Below are 14,668 nucleotides of genomic sequence, written 5' to 3'. Positions count from 1 at the left end.
CGACCTCTTCCTCGTGTGCGCCGGTCCGGACCCCGATCGCTGTGTCCCGTTGGTCACCGGTCGTCTCCGATCCGGAGCTGGGCGGCGACCAGGCGCTGCCGGAGGGTGGTGGCGATCAGCCCGCTGAGCAGCAGTGCGAGCAGCAGCAGGCCGACCGTGGTGGCGATCACCGGTGGCCAGTCGACGGAGAGCAGCGGTGGCGGCGATGGTCGGTCCGCCGACGGGGTGAGGATCACCAGGGGTGCCATCGTGGCGGCCACCGCGACCCCGACCCCGAGGCCCACCAGCACCCCGATCCCGGAGAGGAACGCCTGCTCGGCGATGAGCGACCGGGCCAGCAGCCGGTGCCCGGCGCCGAGGGTGTGCAGCACCGCCAGTTCGTTCACCCGGCGGCGGGCGGTGGCGCTCACGTCGACGGCGATGCCGACCGCGGCGAGCAGCAAGGCGCCCAGCGCAGCGGCGAACAACGCGCCCCGGGCACCCACCCCGTACGGGTCCAGTTGGTCGGCGATCGCCTGCCGGTCGAGCACCTCCAGGCCACCGAGTTGGGCCGCTGCCGCCGCGGTCGCCGACGCCTGTGCGGGGTCGGTGGTGACCCACCACTCCTCGTTCGGTCGGACGATTCCGTGGTCGAAGAAGAACCGGTTGCCCAGCGAGGGGAGGTCGGTCAGGATCGCCGCCGGTTCGGTGTCGCCGGGAATCGAGGCGACGGTTCCGACGATCTTCACGCGAGCATCAGCCAGCCCGAACGCGAGCCCGGTCTGGTCGCCGACCTTGAGTCGCAACGCGTCCAGCACCGCCGGGGTGACCAGCACCGGGATCGGCGCCGTGTCGGCCTGCCGGACCATCGCCACGCGTACCGTCGTGGCGCCCCAGCTCGCGCTGTCGTTGGCCTCGTACTGGGTGGACATGCCGCCGACACCGGCGGCGGCAGTGGACTGCCGGTCGATCCGGTCGACGGTCCGCCAACTTCCGCCGACGGTCAGGTCGACCGGGGTGCCGGCGGCGTCACCGGTGCCGGCGGTCAACTGGCTCAGGGTCCAGTCGATCTGCATGCCGTTCTGGCCGAGCGTGTCGGCGACGAAGCCGGCCAGCCGTACCGGGCCGGTGCCGGCCGGGAGGTCGACGTCGAAGCGGAGCGCCCGACCGTTGCGACTGGTGCCGAGCGGCACCCTGCGGAAACCGCCGTTCGGTTCGGCGAAGACGGCGTCGGTCCGGATCTCGTCGGAGAACTGGGTCAGGCGGGCGGTCGTACGCACCGTGCCGGAAAGCTTGCGGGCACCGGCCGGCAGTTCGGTGTACGGCGCCTCGACGCGTTGCCGGCCCACCTCACGCAGCAGGTCGGCGGGGGATCCGGTGTCGACCATGTCCTGCCGGATGTTGATCGAGTCGGCTCCGGCGCGGGTGTCGATCGCGATCAGCGACGCCGGTTGGGCGTCCGGGCCGAGGCGGAGGCTCTCCCGCCAGGCCGGCAGCACCTCGCGTACGCCCGGCAGGCCGGCGAGGGCCTCCGTACGTCCTGCCGGTGCGGCGTCGCTCGTCTCCACCAGTCGCAGGTCGGTGCCGACCTGGTGGGCGGCCTGGTCGCGCAGGGACCGCTCGGAGGTGCTGGCCAGGCACCAGGCCAGGGTGCTGACCGCGACGGCGAGGGCGAGCAGCAGGACCGGGCCGGCGTGCGGGCGTCGACCGGCCTGCCAGGTGCCGAACATGGTGGCGGTCCACGGTCTGCGGTCGACGAACCGCTCGGCGAGCCGGGTGATCGGCGGCAGCACCCGCAGGGCGAGCACCGCCCCGGCCAGTACGCCCAGCGTCGGCGTGGCCGCGAGCAGTGGGTCGATGCCGAGCTGGCCGGTGGAACGGGCACCCGCCAGCGGCGAGGAGTACTGCCGAAGTTGCAGCCAGCCGAGCACCGCCAGCGCGATCAGCGCCAGGTCGACTCCGGCCCGCTGGGCGACTGCCCGCCGGCTGGGACGGGACCGGCTGGCGAGTTCGGCGACGTAGGTGCCGCTGCGGCGTAACGACGGGCCGATGATGGCCAGCGCGCAACCGAGCGCGGCGAGCGCGGCGACCAGCCAGCTCAGCGGTGCCGGTTGGGCGTCGAACCGGAGCCCGACCGAGGCGAGCATCGGCACCCGGTCGGCGAGGCGCAGGCCCTCGGTTGCCAGCAGTGGTGCGAGCAGCGCCGCCGGCAGTACGACCAGCGTCGCCTCCCGTACGGCCAGGCCGGCGAGCTGGTTGCGGGCGGCGCCACGGGCCCGCAGCAGCGAGTTCTCGCCCCGGCGCTGCTCGACCAGGAGCGCGGCTACCAGCACCAGCGCGTAGCCGCCGAGCACGATGACCAGCAGCATCGGGGTGACCAGCGCGGACCGGCCGACCAGGTTGGCCCGTTCGAGGCGTTCGGCCAGCCGGTCGACGGCGGTGGTGGTGATGCCGGAGGTGCCGAGCCCGGCGGCCTTCGGTAGTTCGGTGGTGAGCCCGCGGACCGTGTCGGCGAGTCGCCCGAGCTGGGCCACGCTCGCGCCGTCCAGGTCCGGTTCGACGAGCCAGGCGGCGCTGGCGTTGGCGGCGAAGTGGGTGATGAAGTCGGCGCGGTCGACGGTCAGCGGGCCGTAGGTGGATGACTGCGACGCGTGGCCGTCCGCGATGTCCGGTGAGAGTCGCCAGTAGGCGGCCTCGGGGTCGCGTGGGTGCCAGATGCCGGCCACGGCCAGGTTGCTGACCCGTCCGGTGACCCGGTCGGTGACCGGTATGCGGTCGCCGACCGCGACGCCCAGGATCTTGGCGACCGGCTCGGCGAGTGCGGTCTGCACCGGGTCGGCGCCCGGCTGCGGCCAGCTGCCGTAGCTGAGTTCGGCCTGCTCGGCGAGCCCGTCGAGGAAGACCACGGAGCCGAAGACGACCCCGTCAGCGTCGGGCACCGCCTTGCCGACCGGGCCGGAGAGTTGCCGGCCGGCGGCGTAACCGGCGGCGGAGACCGCTGCGGGCAGCCCGGCGAGACCCGCGGCTACCTCCTTGCGCAGTGCCGCGTCGCGGTCCCGGAGGGCGTCCGCGGACCCGCCGGTCGAGCCGCGCACCAGGATCGACCGTTCCTCCGGGGCGGAGGAGTCGATGGCGCGGGCGGTGCCCGTGTCGACGACCTGCCGGCTGTATCCGGCGAGGCCGGTGAGCAGGGCGGCGGCAATCAGGGTCGCCCCGGTCGCCGCGAGTAGCAGGCCCCTCACCGCACGGGCGCGCCGTAGCACCAGCCTCATTCCACCGCGTCCCCTCGTTGCCCGTCCGGGCGACGTGGTCCGACCGCCCCTCACCGCACCTGATCGGTGAGGGGGTCAAAAAGGTTCGCTGGGGTCGTCAGAAATCTTTCGAACCGCGGGTTCGTGATGTAACGAATACCTAATCGAGATCCACTCGTTGCAGAACGGCGGAGCGCAAGGCTACCAGCTCATTCAGGCAGGACGATCCTGATGCCGACCGCGCCATCGGCACCCCGGCGCACCCGACTGGCCAGCAGCGTCAGCCGTGCGACCAGGCCGTACTTGTGCCGGAGCAACTCCCGGATCCGGGCGGCGCCGGCCCGATCGGTGATCACCGCGCGCGCGGACACCGCCTCGCCCTGGGGTGTGCCGCGAACGTCGCAGGGGGCCACGGTCACCTGCCCGGAGCGCCTGATCCGCTTGGCCTTGCCGGCGTCCGCCGCGGTCCAGGCCGCGAGCGCGTCACCGTCGCGGACCACCCAGACCGGCGTCCCGACCGCCCGACCATCCCGGCGGAATGTGGTGAGCAGCACATACTTCGCGGTCGCGAGGCGATCGAGGTTGCTCACCCTCGCAGGGTACGACGAGAAGCGCGCCCGCGCCGACCGATAGCGTCTACCCCATGGTGGGAGAGCCGCAGGTCGGCGACGTCTTCGGCGAGTTGCTGCGGGACACCCTCGCGGTGGCGACCGGGGTCGGGCCACGTCCCCTGGTCGGGGGCCGGTTGCCGCGCCCGGTGATCGAGATCATCGAACGTGACGACGGTCTGATCAACGGCGCTCCGGCCGCCCACTACCTCGACGGACCCGCCGACTGGCAGCCGTACGACCACCGGGCGGTCGAGCGGGTCCGGGGCCGGGTGCTCGACATCGGTGTCGGCGCTGGCCGGATCGCGCTGGAGTTGCAGGAACGCGGGGTGCCGGTCACCGGGCTGGACATCTCCCCCGGCGCCATCCGGGTCGCCCGCAAGCGGGGCGTACGGGACCTGGTGCTCGGCACCGTGGACGAGTACGCCACCAACCGGCACCGGTTCGATACCTTCCTGCTGCTCGGCAACAACCTCGGGCTGATCGAGGGGCGGGACCGGGCACCGGCGTTCCTGGCCGCGTTGGCCGCCCTGGCGAATCCGGGCGCCGAGATCATCGCGCACGGCACCGACCCGTACGGCACCACTGACCCGGTGCACACCGGTTACCACGAGCGCAACCGGGCCCGGGGCCGGCTCGGCGGGCAGTTGCGCCTGCGGCTGCGCTACCGCGAGCTGGGTACGCCGTGGTTCGACTACCTGGTCTGTACGCCCGACGAGCTGGCGGGGCTGATCCGGGGCAGCGTCTGGCGGCTGGTCGACGTGGACGACGCCGATGCCCCGTACTACCTGGCCACGCTGCGGCTGGTGGGCTGATGGAACCGGCCGAGCTGCGCTCGATCAGCAAACGGATGTCGCTGGTGCTGCGGCACGCGCCGGGGAGCGTCGGGCTGACGTTGGACGCCAACGGCTGGGTGCCGGTGACGGACCTGATCGCCGCCCTGTCCCGGCACGGCCGGCCGATCAGCCCGGAGGAACTCGACGCCGTGGTGGCCGGCAACGACAAACAGCGCTTCGCCGTGCGTACGGGGCCGGACGGGGTGGAGTGGATCCGGGCCAGCCAGGGGCACTCGGCGCGGGTGGCGGTGGATCTGGGGCTGACCCCGGTCACTCCGCCCGAGCTGCTGTACCACGGCACCGGGACGGTCAACGTACCGGCGATCCTGGCGGAGGGGCTGCGGCCGGGGCGGCGGCATCACGTACACCTGTCGGTCGACGTGGCGACGGCCGTGACGGTCGGTCGGCGCCGGGGCGGGTCGGTGTCGGTGCTGGTGGTCGACGCGGCGAAGCTGGCCGCGCGGGGGCACGAGTTCTATCGCAGCGACAACGGGGTGTGGCTGACCGCGTCCGTACCGCCGGACGTCATCCGGCCAGCGGAGGGGTGACCGCCCGGGGCGGCGAACCGAGCACCGGAGCGCTGAAAAAGGAAGGGCCCCTTGGGTGAGGGGCCCTTCCTGGAGAACAAGGGGCGGTCAGACCGTGACGGTCGGCGGGGCCGGGGTCGGGGGGTGGCCACCGTCGCCGTCGACCACCTCGTCCGGCGTGCCGTCCTCGGTCAGGTCGACCATGGTGATGTCCACCGTGCCGTCGCCGGTCGTGTCGAACTGGAACAGGTCAGCCTTGCCGTCGCCGTCGGTGTCGGCGACCCAGAGGTCGACCTTGCCGTCGTTGTTGGTGTCCGCGCGGATCAGGTCGACCCGCTCGTCACCCCGCGTTTCGACGATCTCCTGCGACTCGGTGGTCGCCTGCGACTCGCTCATGAAGGGAAGCCCTTTCTCCGGCTGACTGAGGCGTGCAGGTCCGCAGTACCCAGGACCGCGGCTCCGCATACGCTAGCGGGCCGGTACGGACAGCGCGTAGGTCACGGGACCAATGGCCCGGCCGGTGCATAAGGCTCATTTCACCTGTTTCCCCGTTTCGTGGCGGGGCCCCTCGATAAGCTCACAAACGCCGCGATGCACACCTTGTAGACACGGGGGACTTATGATAAGGAAACTGTTGTTAACCGGCTTGGCGGGCCTGGCGTTGGTCGCCGGACTGGCCGCACCCGCGCGGGCCGACGACACCGGCACCACCATCGTCACCTTCAGCGTGACCGGCGCGGGTGGCCTCGACATCACCGTGCCCGCATCCGCCAACCTCGGCTCCGGTACGGCCGGCACCACCGTATCCGGACAGCTCGGACCGATCACCGTGATCGACCAGCGCGCGTCGCTGACCCCGAACTGGACCACGAGCGTCACCGGGTCCGACTTCACCACCGGCGGCGGCACCGCCGAGGAGACGATCCCGGCCATCAACGTCCTCTACTGGTCCGGGCCCGCCACCGCGACCGCCGGCACCGGCACCTTCACGCCCGGCCAGGCCACCGCGGGTGCTGCCGTGATCATCAATGTGCCGAGGACGGCGTTCAGCCACACCGGTGGGACCGGCAGCAACTTCGCTACCTGGAACCCCACCGTGGCCGTCGCCATCCCGCCCGACGCCGTCGGCGGCACCTACACCGGGACGGTGACACATTCGGTGCTCTGACCTTGCCCGCCGGCTGGTGCTGCTGACCTCCGTCGCCGTCCTGGCGGTCGGGGTGCCCGCGGCACCAGCCGGCGCGCAACGCGAACTGCGCCAGGACCCGGCCGAAGCCAGGGGCCTCGGCCTGCAACTACTGGACATCCCGGTGAGCCGCGGGGACGATCCGCGCGCCCGGGCGTACATCATCGACCATCTCAAGCCCGGCATGACGATCCACCGCCGGGTCGAGGTACGTAACTCCTCCCCGGAACGTCAACACGTCGAGCTGTACGCCGGCGCCGCCTCGGTGGAGCGGAACTCCTTCACCGTTCCTGACGGGCAAGAGGGCAACGAACTCAGCGGCTGGGTGAGCCTGGAGTCGAGCAGCGTCGACCTGTCCCCGGGAGCGCGGGCGGTGGTACCGGTGACCGTCGCCGTACCGAAGACCGCATCGAAGGGGGAGCGGTACGGCGCCGTCTGGGCTCAGATCACCAGGGCGCCGACGCAGCAGGACAACGTCGGTCAGATCCACCGGGTCGGCATCCGGATGTACCTCGATATCGGTGCCGGCGGCGAACCGCCCACCGATTTCCGAATCGAAGGCCTGGCCGCCGCACGAGGCGACGGCGAGTGGCCCGTGGTTACCGCCCAGGTGCACAACACGGGCGGCCGGGCCCTGGACATGGGTGGCAGCCTTTCCCTGGTGAGCAGGTCCGGCACGGTCAAGGCCGGGCCGTTCGCGGTGAAGACCGGCGTGACCATCCTTCCCGGCCAGCGGGCGCAGGTCAGCGCCCTGGTGGATCAGCCGCTGTCGGCCGGGCAGTGGAACGCTCGGATGACCCTGTTCAGCGGGACCGTGGAGCGTACCGGCGAGGGATCGGTCATGCTGCCGGGGGTGGTCACGGCGGAGGTGGAGCCCGGTGGGCGGGGCGCGCTCGTACGCTCGCTCTCGGTCGGCGCCGCCATCGCGCTGTTGCTGGTGGTCGCGGCAATCGTCTGGTATCTCGTCCGGCGGGAGCGCAGGCGGTCCGGGACCGTGCCGGGCTGACCTGAGCCGTTGTGGTGGTCGGTCGGGCCGAGGGGTAGGTCACCGACAGGTCCGGGGGGCCCGGCTGGGCGGCACCGTCCGCACTGCATAGGGTCGCCATCATGAACGAGCGTTTTGTTGTCGTCGGCGCCGGCACGATGGGGCTCGGCATCGCGTACGTGGCGGCCACCGCCGGTTACCGGGTGGAGCTGGTCGAGGTCGACACCGGACGGGCCGAGGCGGCCGGCGTCGCGCTGGGCAAACTGCTCGACCGGGCGGTCGAGCGAGGCAAACTGGCCGCCGACGCGGCAGCGGACGCGCGTACCCGGTTGGTGCTCCGGCGTGACCTGGCGGAGGTGGCCGACGGACCGGACGTGATCGTGGAGGCCGTGCCGGAGCGGCCGGACCTCAAGCGGAGCGTGCTGGCCGCCGCGGCGGCGCACCAGCCCGCGTTGCTCGCCACCAACACCTCCAGCATCCCGATCGCGGACCTGGCGGGTGCGGTGCCCGACGCGTCACGCTTCATCGGGCTCCACTTCTTCAACCCGGTCTGGGCGATGGCGTTGATCGAGATCGTGGTCGGGTCGGCGACCGCCGAGGAGACCACCGCGGCCGCCGTCGCCCTCGCCGGCCGCCTGGGCAAGGACCCCGTTGTCGTACGCGACCTGCCCGGCTTCGCCACCTCCCGGCTCGGCGTCACGCTCGGGCTGGAGGCGATCCGGATGGTCGAAGACGGGGTGGCCAGCCCGGCGGACATCGACAAGGCGATGACCCTCGGCTACCGGCACCCGGTCGGGCCCCTGGAACTCACCGACCTGGTGGGGTTGGACGTACGGCTGGACATCGCCCGTACGCTGCGCTCGGCGTACGGCGACCGGTTCGCGCCGCCGCCGCTGCTGGAGTCGATGGTCGAACAGGGCCGGCTGGGCAAGAAGTCCGGGCAGGGTTTCTACCGCTGGGTGGACGGGGTCAAGCAGTGAGCACAGTGGAATCCGCCGGTCTGCGGGTCGAGGAGCGGGCCGACCGGCTGGTGGTCACCCTGGACCGGCCGGAGAAGCGCAACGCGATCGACGCCGACCTGGTCGCCGCCCTGCACGAAGTCTGCGCGCGGCTGGAGCGGGACCCGAAACTGCTGCTGCTCACCGGCGGTACGGACGGCATCTTCGCGGCCGGCGCGGACATCGCCCAACTGCGGGAACGGGACCGGCTCGACGCGCTGGCCGCGATCAACCAGGCCGTCTTCGCCCGGCTCCGGGCGCTGCCGCTGCCCACGGTGGCGGCCGTCGACGGGCCGGCACTGGGCGGCGGCGCGGAACTGTCGTACGCCTGCGACCTGCGGATCTGTACGTCACGCGCCTCGTTCGGTCAGCCCGAGGTACGGCTCGGCATCATCGCCGGTGCGGGTGCCACGCACCGGTTGCCGGCACTGATCGGCGAGACCCGGGCCAAGGAACTGCTCTTCACCGGTCGCCGGATCGACGCCGCCGAGGCGCTGCGGATCGGGTTGGTCAACCGGGTGGTGGACCAGCCGGCCGACCTGCTCGGGGCCGCGCACGAGTTGCTGGACGAGATCGCGAAGGCGTCGCCGCTGGCCCTGCGGCTGACAAAACTGGCGGTCGACGCACCCGCCGCGGCGCACCCGCAGCTTGACCTGGTCAGCCAGGCGGTGCTCTTCGAGGATCCGGAGAAGCACCGCCGGATGACCGCATTCCTGGACCGGAGGAACCGCTGACGGGCTTCGCCGCCGTCGGGAGCGCGCCCGGTTAGCGGCTGCCGTACGGGTTGCTGTCCGAGTCGAGGTAGGCGACCCGGTTCGCCACGCCGTCGAAGTCGGTGTCGACGACGAGCTGATCGGGGCGGCCGTCCTCGTCCAGGTCGGTGACGGAATGGTCGGGGCGGCCGTCGTGGTTGACGTCGCGTACCCAGTTGTCCGGCTCGCCGTCGAGGTCGGTGTCGCGGACCACCTGGTCCATCAGACCGTCGTTGTTGGTGTCGGTCGCGACCCGGTCGATCAGACCGTCCTCGTTGGCGTCACCGATGATCCGGTCCACGGTGCCGTTGTCGTCGTAGTCGCGCAGCATGGTGTCCAGCGCACCGTCGTGGTCCCCGTCGATCAGGGTGGTCTCGGCGGTACCGTCGCTGTCGAGGTCCTGCTGGACCAGGTCGGCGACCCCGTCGCCGTCGAAGTCGGTGAGCACTTCGGTGGAGCCGTCGGAGTGGTGCTCCACCACCGTCTCCGGCTGGAACGCCGCCAGGTCGTACGCTGGCAGTTCGGGCCCCGGGTCGATCTCGGGCCCGAAGCCCTCCTGCCCGGCGGTGGAGCCGAAGTGGTTCTCCTCGGCCAGCGGGTTGTCGGTGAAGTCGCTCATCGTCTGGTGTCCTTCGGGTCGGCTCGTCCGGCGTTGGGAAAACCGTACGGCGAACGGGCGTCCCGGTTGCTCCCGGAAACGTGCCAGACCATCGCCGACCCGAGTACGGCCGCGTACGCCGTCAGTGCCGGATCTGCACTCCGGCGGCCGAGAGCGCCTTGATGACCTGTGCCGATTCGGCGAACCCGATGACCAGTACCGCGTCCGCACCGAACTGCTTGATCTCCTGCGCGCCGCTGGCGAAGTCGACCGGCGGGGAGTCCGGCTTGGCCGGCGGGTCGTAGGTGAGCAGCTTGACCCGGTCGGCGGCGAAGCCGGCCCGTTCCAGTTCGGCCTTGACGTTGCCCTGCAGGCCCTCGCCGTACGAGTCCTTCCGGGCGACCAGGGCGATCCGGTGCGGCCCGTCCCGCATGATCACGTCCGCCAGCGCGCGACCCTGGAGGATGTCCGAGGGTGCGGTACGGAAGTAGCGGCCCTGGTCGTCGATGGTGGTCAGACCGGCGTCGGTGTTCGAGGGGGAGAACAGGATCAGACCAGCCGCGACCACGTCCGGCAGCACCGCGCGGGAGATCCCGGACGCGGCGGCCCCGATGATCACGTGTACGCCGGCCGCGACGTGCTGCGCGACGGTCGCCTTCGCGACGTCCGGGTTGGTGCCGTCGTCACCGTCGACCCAGACCGCCGGTTCGCCGAGCACACCGCCAGCGTCGTTGATCTCCTTCATGGCCAGCTTCGCGCCGGCCGCGAGCGGCGGGTACGCCAGGGAGAGGTCACCGGTCTTCGGCAGCAGCCCGCCGATCTTGAGCGGCGAGCCGTCACGCTTGTCGTTCTTGCCACCGACCTGCTTCTTCGGCGGGGGCGGGGCCTGGGTGCTGGCCGCCGACTCGTCACCGGCGCCGACGAACTCGGTCTTGCCGTCGTCGATCTTCGCCTGCTCGCCGAAGTGCATGGTGGCGTAGCTGGCGGTGGACGGCTCACCCGCGTCGGTGAACCCGCCACGGTTGAGCGAAACGCCGCGGTACTCGATGTCCGTACCGGTGCGGGCGATGGTCAGGCACGCCGCGACCGAGTCGCAGCGCTGGCCGCCCACGGTGACGCCGTTGATCTGCTTGGCGATCTCGGCCGGGGCGGTCGAGCCGGCCAGTTGGGCCGCGAGCGCGCTCACCGCGATGGCGTCGTAGACCTCGGCGGAGTAGAGGAAGTCGGTCAGCGCCGGGTCGATCGCGGTGACCCGGCTGATGAAGTCCTTGGAGAGCGGGGTGAGCGGGATGGTGCCCTTCATGCCGTCCAGCAGCTTGGTCTGCCCGTCGAACTCCTTGACGAAGGAGTTCTGCATGTTGCCGTCCGTACCGTAGAGCCGCGTCGGGGGCGCGGTGGATTCCTCCGCGTCGTCCCCTCCGCAGGCGGCGGTGGCAAGCAGGAGCGTTGCGCAGGCGGCAAGGGCAGCACCGCGCGAGCCGCGTGGTACGAGCATGAGGTCGTCCTTCCTCCCCGAAGGTCCGCTGCGCACACTAGCGTGCGTCCGGCCGACCATGTGACTGCGGTCGTAGATCGATCTTTTACCCGGCGGTAATATACGCCGACCGATAGCTTTCGGGCATTCCCGAGCGCCCGCTTGACCTGGCGGCATACCCTTCCGCACGTGATGGACGAACCCCAGGACACGCTGGACGACGCCAACGCGGTACTGCGATCCGCGCTGGTCGGTGACAGCGACGCCGTGGTCGGCACCTTCGACGCGGTGGTGGACCGGTCCGGTGTCGCTGGGGCGTACGAGGTGGCGTGGCGTCTTGCCGCCACCATGGTCGGCGAGCAGGTGCCGCGCGGCAGTTGGACGTTGGAGTTTCCCGGCATCGACGAGGCCAACTACGACGCGCGCTGGGTGGCCCGGTTCGTCAGCGCGTACGCGAACGCGGACATCGACACCGCCGAGGCGCTCTTCGGTGCCGCGTTGACCGATGGTCAACTCCCCGACTGCCTGCTCACCCTCGCCGGCTCGGCCGTGGCCACCATCCGCCACCGCAAGCCGTAACCCGCGCCACCGCAAGCCCTGAGCCGCGCCACCGGAAGCCGTAACCCACGCCACCGCAAGGCCTGAGCCGCGCCACCGGAAGCCCTGACTCGCGCCACCGGAAGCGGTAACCGCGCCACCGACCCTCGATCCGGGCCCGCGCGTCCTGGTTCCCGGCCGCGGATGGGAGCCTGGGGGAATGCTCGACAAGGTGCGCAAGCTGCTGGCGATGGCCGAGGACCCGGCCTGCACCGAGGCCGAGGCGGCGGCGTTCACGGCCAAGGCCACCGATCTGATCGCCCGGTACGGGGTCGACCGCGCGTTGCTCGCCGCCCGGGACCCGGCCACCGACCCGGTCGGCGACCGGGTGGTCGAACTGCTGGCGCCGTACGCGTTGGACAAGGCGGGCCTGCTCGCGGCGGTGGCGGGCGCGTTGCGCTGCCGGAGCGTACGTCGGCGGGCCGGTTCCGGTTTCGAGATGCACCTGTTCGGGTTCGCGAGCGATCTGGAGCGGGTGGAGTTGCTCTTCACGTCCCTGCTGGTGCAGGCCGCGCACGGACTCGCCGCGACTCCGGTGCCTCCGGGCGACCAGCCGGCCGCGTTCCGCCGCTCCTGGCTGGCCGGGTTCGCCTGGTCGGTGGCGGAACGGTTGCGGGCGGCCGAGTCGGCCGCCGCGGCGGACCGGTCGGGTGCGGCGGAGGGGGAGACGTCGATGGCCCTGGTGCTGGCCGATCGGAGTACGCAGGTGCAGCGGCGGCTGGCCGAGGTGTACCCGAGGTTGCGTACCGCGTCGACCCGTCGACTGGCCGGCGGCGGCGCGGGTCAGGGCGCCGAGGCCGGTCGCCGCGCCGACCTGGGCGGTACGGGCGTGCGCGCCGGGCGCCGACGGTCAGTTGGTGATCGAGCTGACCGAGGCGGCGTACCGGGAGAGTAGTTCGTGCCATCCGGCGGTGAGTGCCTCGCGGTAGCCCTCCGCGGCCTCGCCGTGCCGGTCGAAACCGCGATGTTCGACCTCGACCCTGGTCCGGTCGTTGCCCTCCGGGTCGAACCGCACGTCGACCTCGCTGGCGTTGGCCGGATCTGGCACCGGAACCCGGTCGGGTCCGATCTGCCAGGTGAAGACGAGCCGGTACGGGGGCTGCCAGAGGACCACCCGACCCCAGTCGGCCCGGAAACCGTGCGGTCCGATCTCGTACGCCATTCCGCCGGCCCGCGGCTCGAAACCGATCGCGGCCAGGGCGGTCGGGCCGGACCAGGTGTATTCCATCACCCACCAGTCGGCGAGCCCGCTGGTGAAGACGGCGAAGGCGTGTTCGGGCGAGGCCGGGACCCGCAGGGTGCTGCGCAGGGAGTATCTCGCCACGTCCTGGTGGATGCCGCCCGGGTCGGTGGTCTCCTGTCCCATAGGCCCGGACCATACCGGCCACCGAGGCCCCCGCGCAGCGTCCAGCCGACCAGCGGTTGAATCGCTGCGCCGAGCGCGCGGTCACCCGTTGTCGCGATGGGTTGGAGTCGATGTCTCCGTGGACGCGCTCGATATGGGGCAAGTGCTATGCGGGCCGTCGCGGGCACCCGCACTAGATTAATGCTCATCGATCAAATCGGAGATCCACTCCGTGTCCTGTCGAGTAAGGAGCCAGCGATGGTCAGACGACAGTTCCTCCGTACCGCCGTGGCCGCGCTGGTGGCGGCCTGCTCCATGATCGGCGTACAGACCGCCACCGGATCGGCCGCGGCGGCGGACGCCAACATCGCCGTACGCACCGTCTACTACGACGCCAGCCGGGCCGGCGAGTTCACCACCAACTTCACCCAGGCCGCCCAGATCTGGAACAGCCGGGTGAGCAACGTACGGCTGGTCGCCGGCACCCCGGCGAGCCTGGTCATCTACGTCGACAACGGCTGGCCCCGGGCGTACGTGACCGGGCTCGGCTCCGGTCGGGTCTACATGGGCTGGGAGGCGGTCAACGACGGCTACAACCGGACCAGGATCGCCACCCACGAGATCGGCCACATCCTCGGTCTGCCCGACAACCGCACCGGTCGCTGCACCGACCTGATGTCCGGCAGCAGCGCACCGGTCTCCTGCGCCAACGCCAACCCGAGCGCGGCCGAGGCGGCCAGGGTCAACTCGCTCTTCGCCGGCAGCGCGGCGGCGGCCGCACAACTCAGCCCGGCGAACCCCAAGGTGTACGTCTGGAACGGCAGCTGAGCCGAGCCACGTACCCGGGACGGGGCCGATCGGCGGTGACGCCGGTCGGCCCCGGCGGTCCGTCCGGCCCAGCGTCCCGGCTCAGCGCACCACGATCCCCGAGTTGTGCTCCGCCACCCCACGGGCGGCCAGCAGTGGGCCAATGATCATATAAACGACCCAGGTCAGCGGCATCGTCACGAACCCGATGCCCACGAAGAACAGCCCGAAGTTGATCCAGAACAGCACCCAGTACGAGACCATCAGGGTGAGACCGACGCCGACCCGAGCGGCGTACAGGTTGCCGATGCCGAAGACACCGAGCAGCCCGGGGAGCAGTTCCCACGCCACCGCCACCCCGGTGGACTTCGCCGGCACCACCGGTACGGCGTAGACCGGCTGCGGAACGCCCGCCTGCGGGTACGGCTGTGCCGGTGCGTACTGCTGCGCGGGCGGGTGCGGCGGCGCGGGTGCGTACTGCGGCGGAGCCGGTGCGTACTGCGGCGGCGGGGGTGCGTACTGCGGTGGTGCGGGCGGGTGGTGCGGTGGTGGCGAGGTGGGCGTCGGCGGATAGTGCTCCGCGGGTAGCTGGAGCGGCAGCGTCGGCGGCAGGTGCGCGGGCGGGGGCGGATGCGCCTCCGTCGGATCCGCCCACGGATCCTGCTGCGGGTATGGATAGGTCATAACTGGCAGTGTGCTCAGCGGGCGCTATCGCCCGCTACGCC

15 protein-coding genes and 1 pseudogene are annotated in these 14,668 nt (G+C 71.6%); 9 read left to right on the top strand and 7 right to left on the bottom strand.

All coding sequences use genetic code 11. The annotated features are described in order from the left end of the window. Positions 1-53: 53 nt before the first annotated feature. Together AB0J90_RS17070 and AB0J90_RS17065 are read right to left on the bottom strand one after the other, a co-directional pair. Positions 54-3,251, bottom strand: a complete 3,198-nt coding sequence (locus AB0J90_RS17070; protein WP_363596759.1) for an FtsX-like permease family protein — start codon at positions 3,249-3,251, stop codon at positions 54-56. Positions 3,252-3,439: 188 nt separating this feature from the next. Continuing rightward, positions 3,440-3,820, bottom strand: coding sequence for a PPOX class F420-dependent oxidoreductase (locus AB0J90_RS17065; RefSeq protein ID WP_363596757.1), 381 nt, complete (start codon positions 3,818-3,820; stop codon positions 3,440-3,442). 53 nt (positions 3,821-3,873) lie between these two features. Here AB0J90_RS17065 and AB0J90_RS17060 point away from each other — a divergent pair, with 53 nt between their 5' ends. Continuing rightward, positions 3,874-4,653, top strand: a complete 780-nt coding sequence (locus tag AB0J90_RS17060; protein ID WP_363596755.1) for a class I SAM-dependent methyltransferase — start codon at positions 3,874-3,876, stop codon at positions 4,651-4,653. After that, the gene (locus tag AB0J90_RS17055) at positions 4,653-5,222 is read left to right on the top strand and encodes an RNA 2'-phosphotransferase (RefSeq protein WP_363596753.1); all 570 of its coding nucleotides are present in this window, start codon (positions 4,653-4,655) and stop codon (positions 5,220-5,222) included. The genes AB0J90_RS17060 and AB0J90_RS17055 overlap by 1 nt, the downstream gene beginning before the upstream one ends. An 87-nt stretch (positions 5,223-5,309) precedes the next feature. Here the strand turns inward: AB0J90_RS17055 and AB0J90_RS17050 are convergent, their stop codons facing one another. Next, complete coding sequence (locus AB0J90_RS17050) at positions 5,310-5,597, bottom strand: hypothetical protein (RefSeq protein ID WP_326562093.1); 288 nt, start codon at positions 5,595-5,597, stop codon at positions 5,310-5,312. 238 nt (positions 5,598-5,835) lie between these two features. On the opposite strand from AB0J90_RS17050, the gene AB0J90_RS17045 reads away from it, so the two are divergent. The 4 genes from AB0J90_RS17045 to AB0J90_RS17030 all read left to right on the top strand — a co-directional run bounded on the left by AB0J90_RS17045 (position 5,836) and on the right by AB0J90_RS17030 (position 9,104). Next, the gene (locus AB0J90_RS17045; protein WP_363596751.1) at positions 5,836-6,369 is read left to right on the top strand and encodes a hypothetical protein; all 534 of its coding nucleotides are present in this window, start codon (positions 5,836-5,838) and stop codon (positions 6,367-6,369) included. Between the two features lie 16 nt (positions 6,370-6,385). After that, the gene (locus tag AB0J90_RS17040) at positions 6,386-7,393 is read left to right on the top strand and encodes a hypothetical protein (protein WP_363596749.1); all 1,008 of its coding nucleotides are present in this window, start codon (positions 6,386-6,388) and stop codon (positions 7,391-7,393) included. Between the two features lie 101 nt (positions 7,394-7,494). Further along, positions 7,495-8,352, top strand: coding sequence for a 3-hydroxyacyl-CoA dehydrogenase family protein (locus AB0J90_RS17035; RefSeq protein ID WP_363596747.1), 858 nt, complete (start codon positions 7,495-7,497; stop codon positions 8,350-8,352). After that, positions 8,328-9,104, top strand: a complete 777-nt coding sequence (locus AB0J90_RS17030; RefSeq protein WP_363596851.1) for an enoyl-CoA hydratase/isomerase family protein — start codon at positions 8,328-8,330, stop codon at positions 9,102-9,104. Before AB0J90_RS17035 ends, AB0J90_RS17030 begins: the two co-directional genes overlap by 25 nt. A gap of 31 nt (positions 9,105-9,135) precedes the next feature. Here AB0J90_RS17030 and AB0J90_RS17025 read toward each other — a convergent pair whose 3' ends face one another. Continuing rightward, positions 9,136-9,741 (bottom strand): hypothetical protein, encoded by a 606-nt coding sequence (locus AB0J90_RS17025; RefSeq protein ID WP_363596745.1) that lies wholly within the window; start codon positions 9,739-9,741, stop codon positions 9,136-9,138. Between the two features lie 121 nt (positions 9,742-9,862). Continuing rightward, on the bottom strand, positions 9,863-11,215 hold the full coding sequence (locus AB0J90_RS17020; protein ID WP_363596743.1) for an ABC transporter substrate-binding protein: 1,353 nt from the start codon (positions 11,213-11,215) through the stop codon (positions 9,863-9,865). Between the two features lie 168 nt (positions 11,216-11,383). Between AB0J90_RS17020 and AB0J90_RS17015 the strand changes: the two genes are divergently transcribed. Both AB0J90_RS17015 and AB0J90_RS17010 read left to right on the top strand, forming a co-directional pair. Next, positions 11,384-11,773 (top strand): hypothetical protein, encoded by a 390-nt coding sequence (locus tag AB0J90_RS17015; protein ID WP_363596741.1) that lies wholly within the window; start codon positions 11,384-11,386, stop codon positions 11,771-11,773. Positions 11,774-11,951: 178 nt separating this feature from the next. Next, entirely contained in the window at positions 11,952-12,686 is a 735-nt protein-coding gene (locus AB0J90_RS17010; protein WP_363596739.1) for a DUF2786 domain-containing protein, read from the top strand. Here the strand turns inward: AB0J90_RS17010 and AB0J90_RS17005 are convergent. Beyond that, positions 12,642-13,157: an SRPBCC family protein gene (locus AB0J90_RS17005; protein ID WP_363596737.1), complete on the bottom strand. Its 516-nt coding sequence runs from the start codon at positions 13,155-13,157 to the stop codon at positions 12,642-12,644. The genes AB0J90_RS17010 and AB0J90_RS17005 overlap by 45 nt on opposite strands. A 237-nt stretch (positions 13,158-13,394) precedes the next feature. Between AB0J90_RS17005 and AB0J90_RS17000 the strand changes: the two are divergent. Continuing rightward, a pseudogene (locus tag AB0J90_RS17000) lies at positions 13,395-13,901 on the top strand (snapalysin family zinc-dependent metalloprotease); the annotation flags it as partial. A gap of 144 nt (positions 13,902-14,045) precedes the next feature. Here AB0J90_RS17000 and AB0J90_RS16995 read toward each other — a convergent pair. Further along, positions 14,046-14,627, bottom strand: a complete 582-nt coding sequence (locus AB0J90_RS16995; protein WP_363596735.1) for a hypothetical protein — start codon at positions 14,625-14,627, stop codon at positions 14,046-14,048. Positions 14,628-14,668 lie beyond the last annotated feature (41 nt).

The organism is Micromonospora sp. NPDC049523, assembly GCF_040676775.1.
Taxonomy (GTDB): domain Bacteria; phylum Actinomycetota; class Actinomycetes; order Mycobacteriales; family Micromonosporaceae; genus Micromonospora_G.
This window is presented reverse-complemented; position numbering and strand designations above follow the sequence as displayed.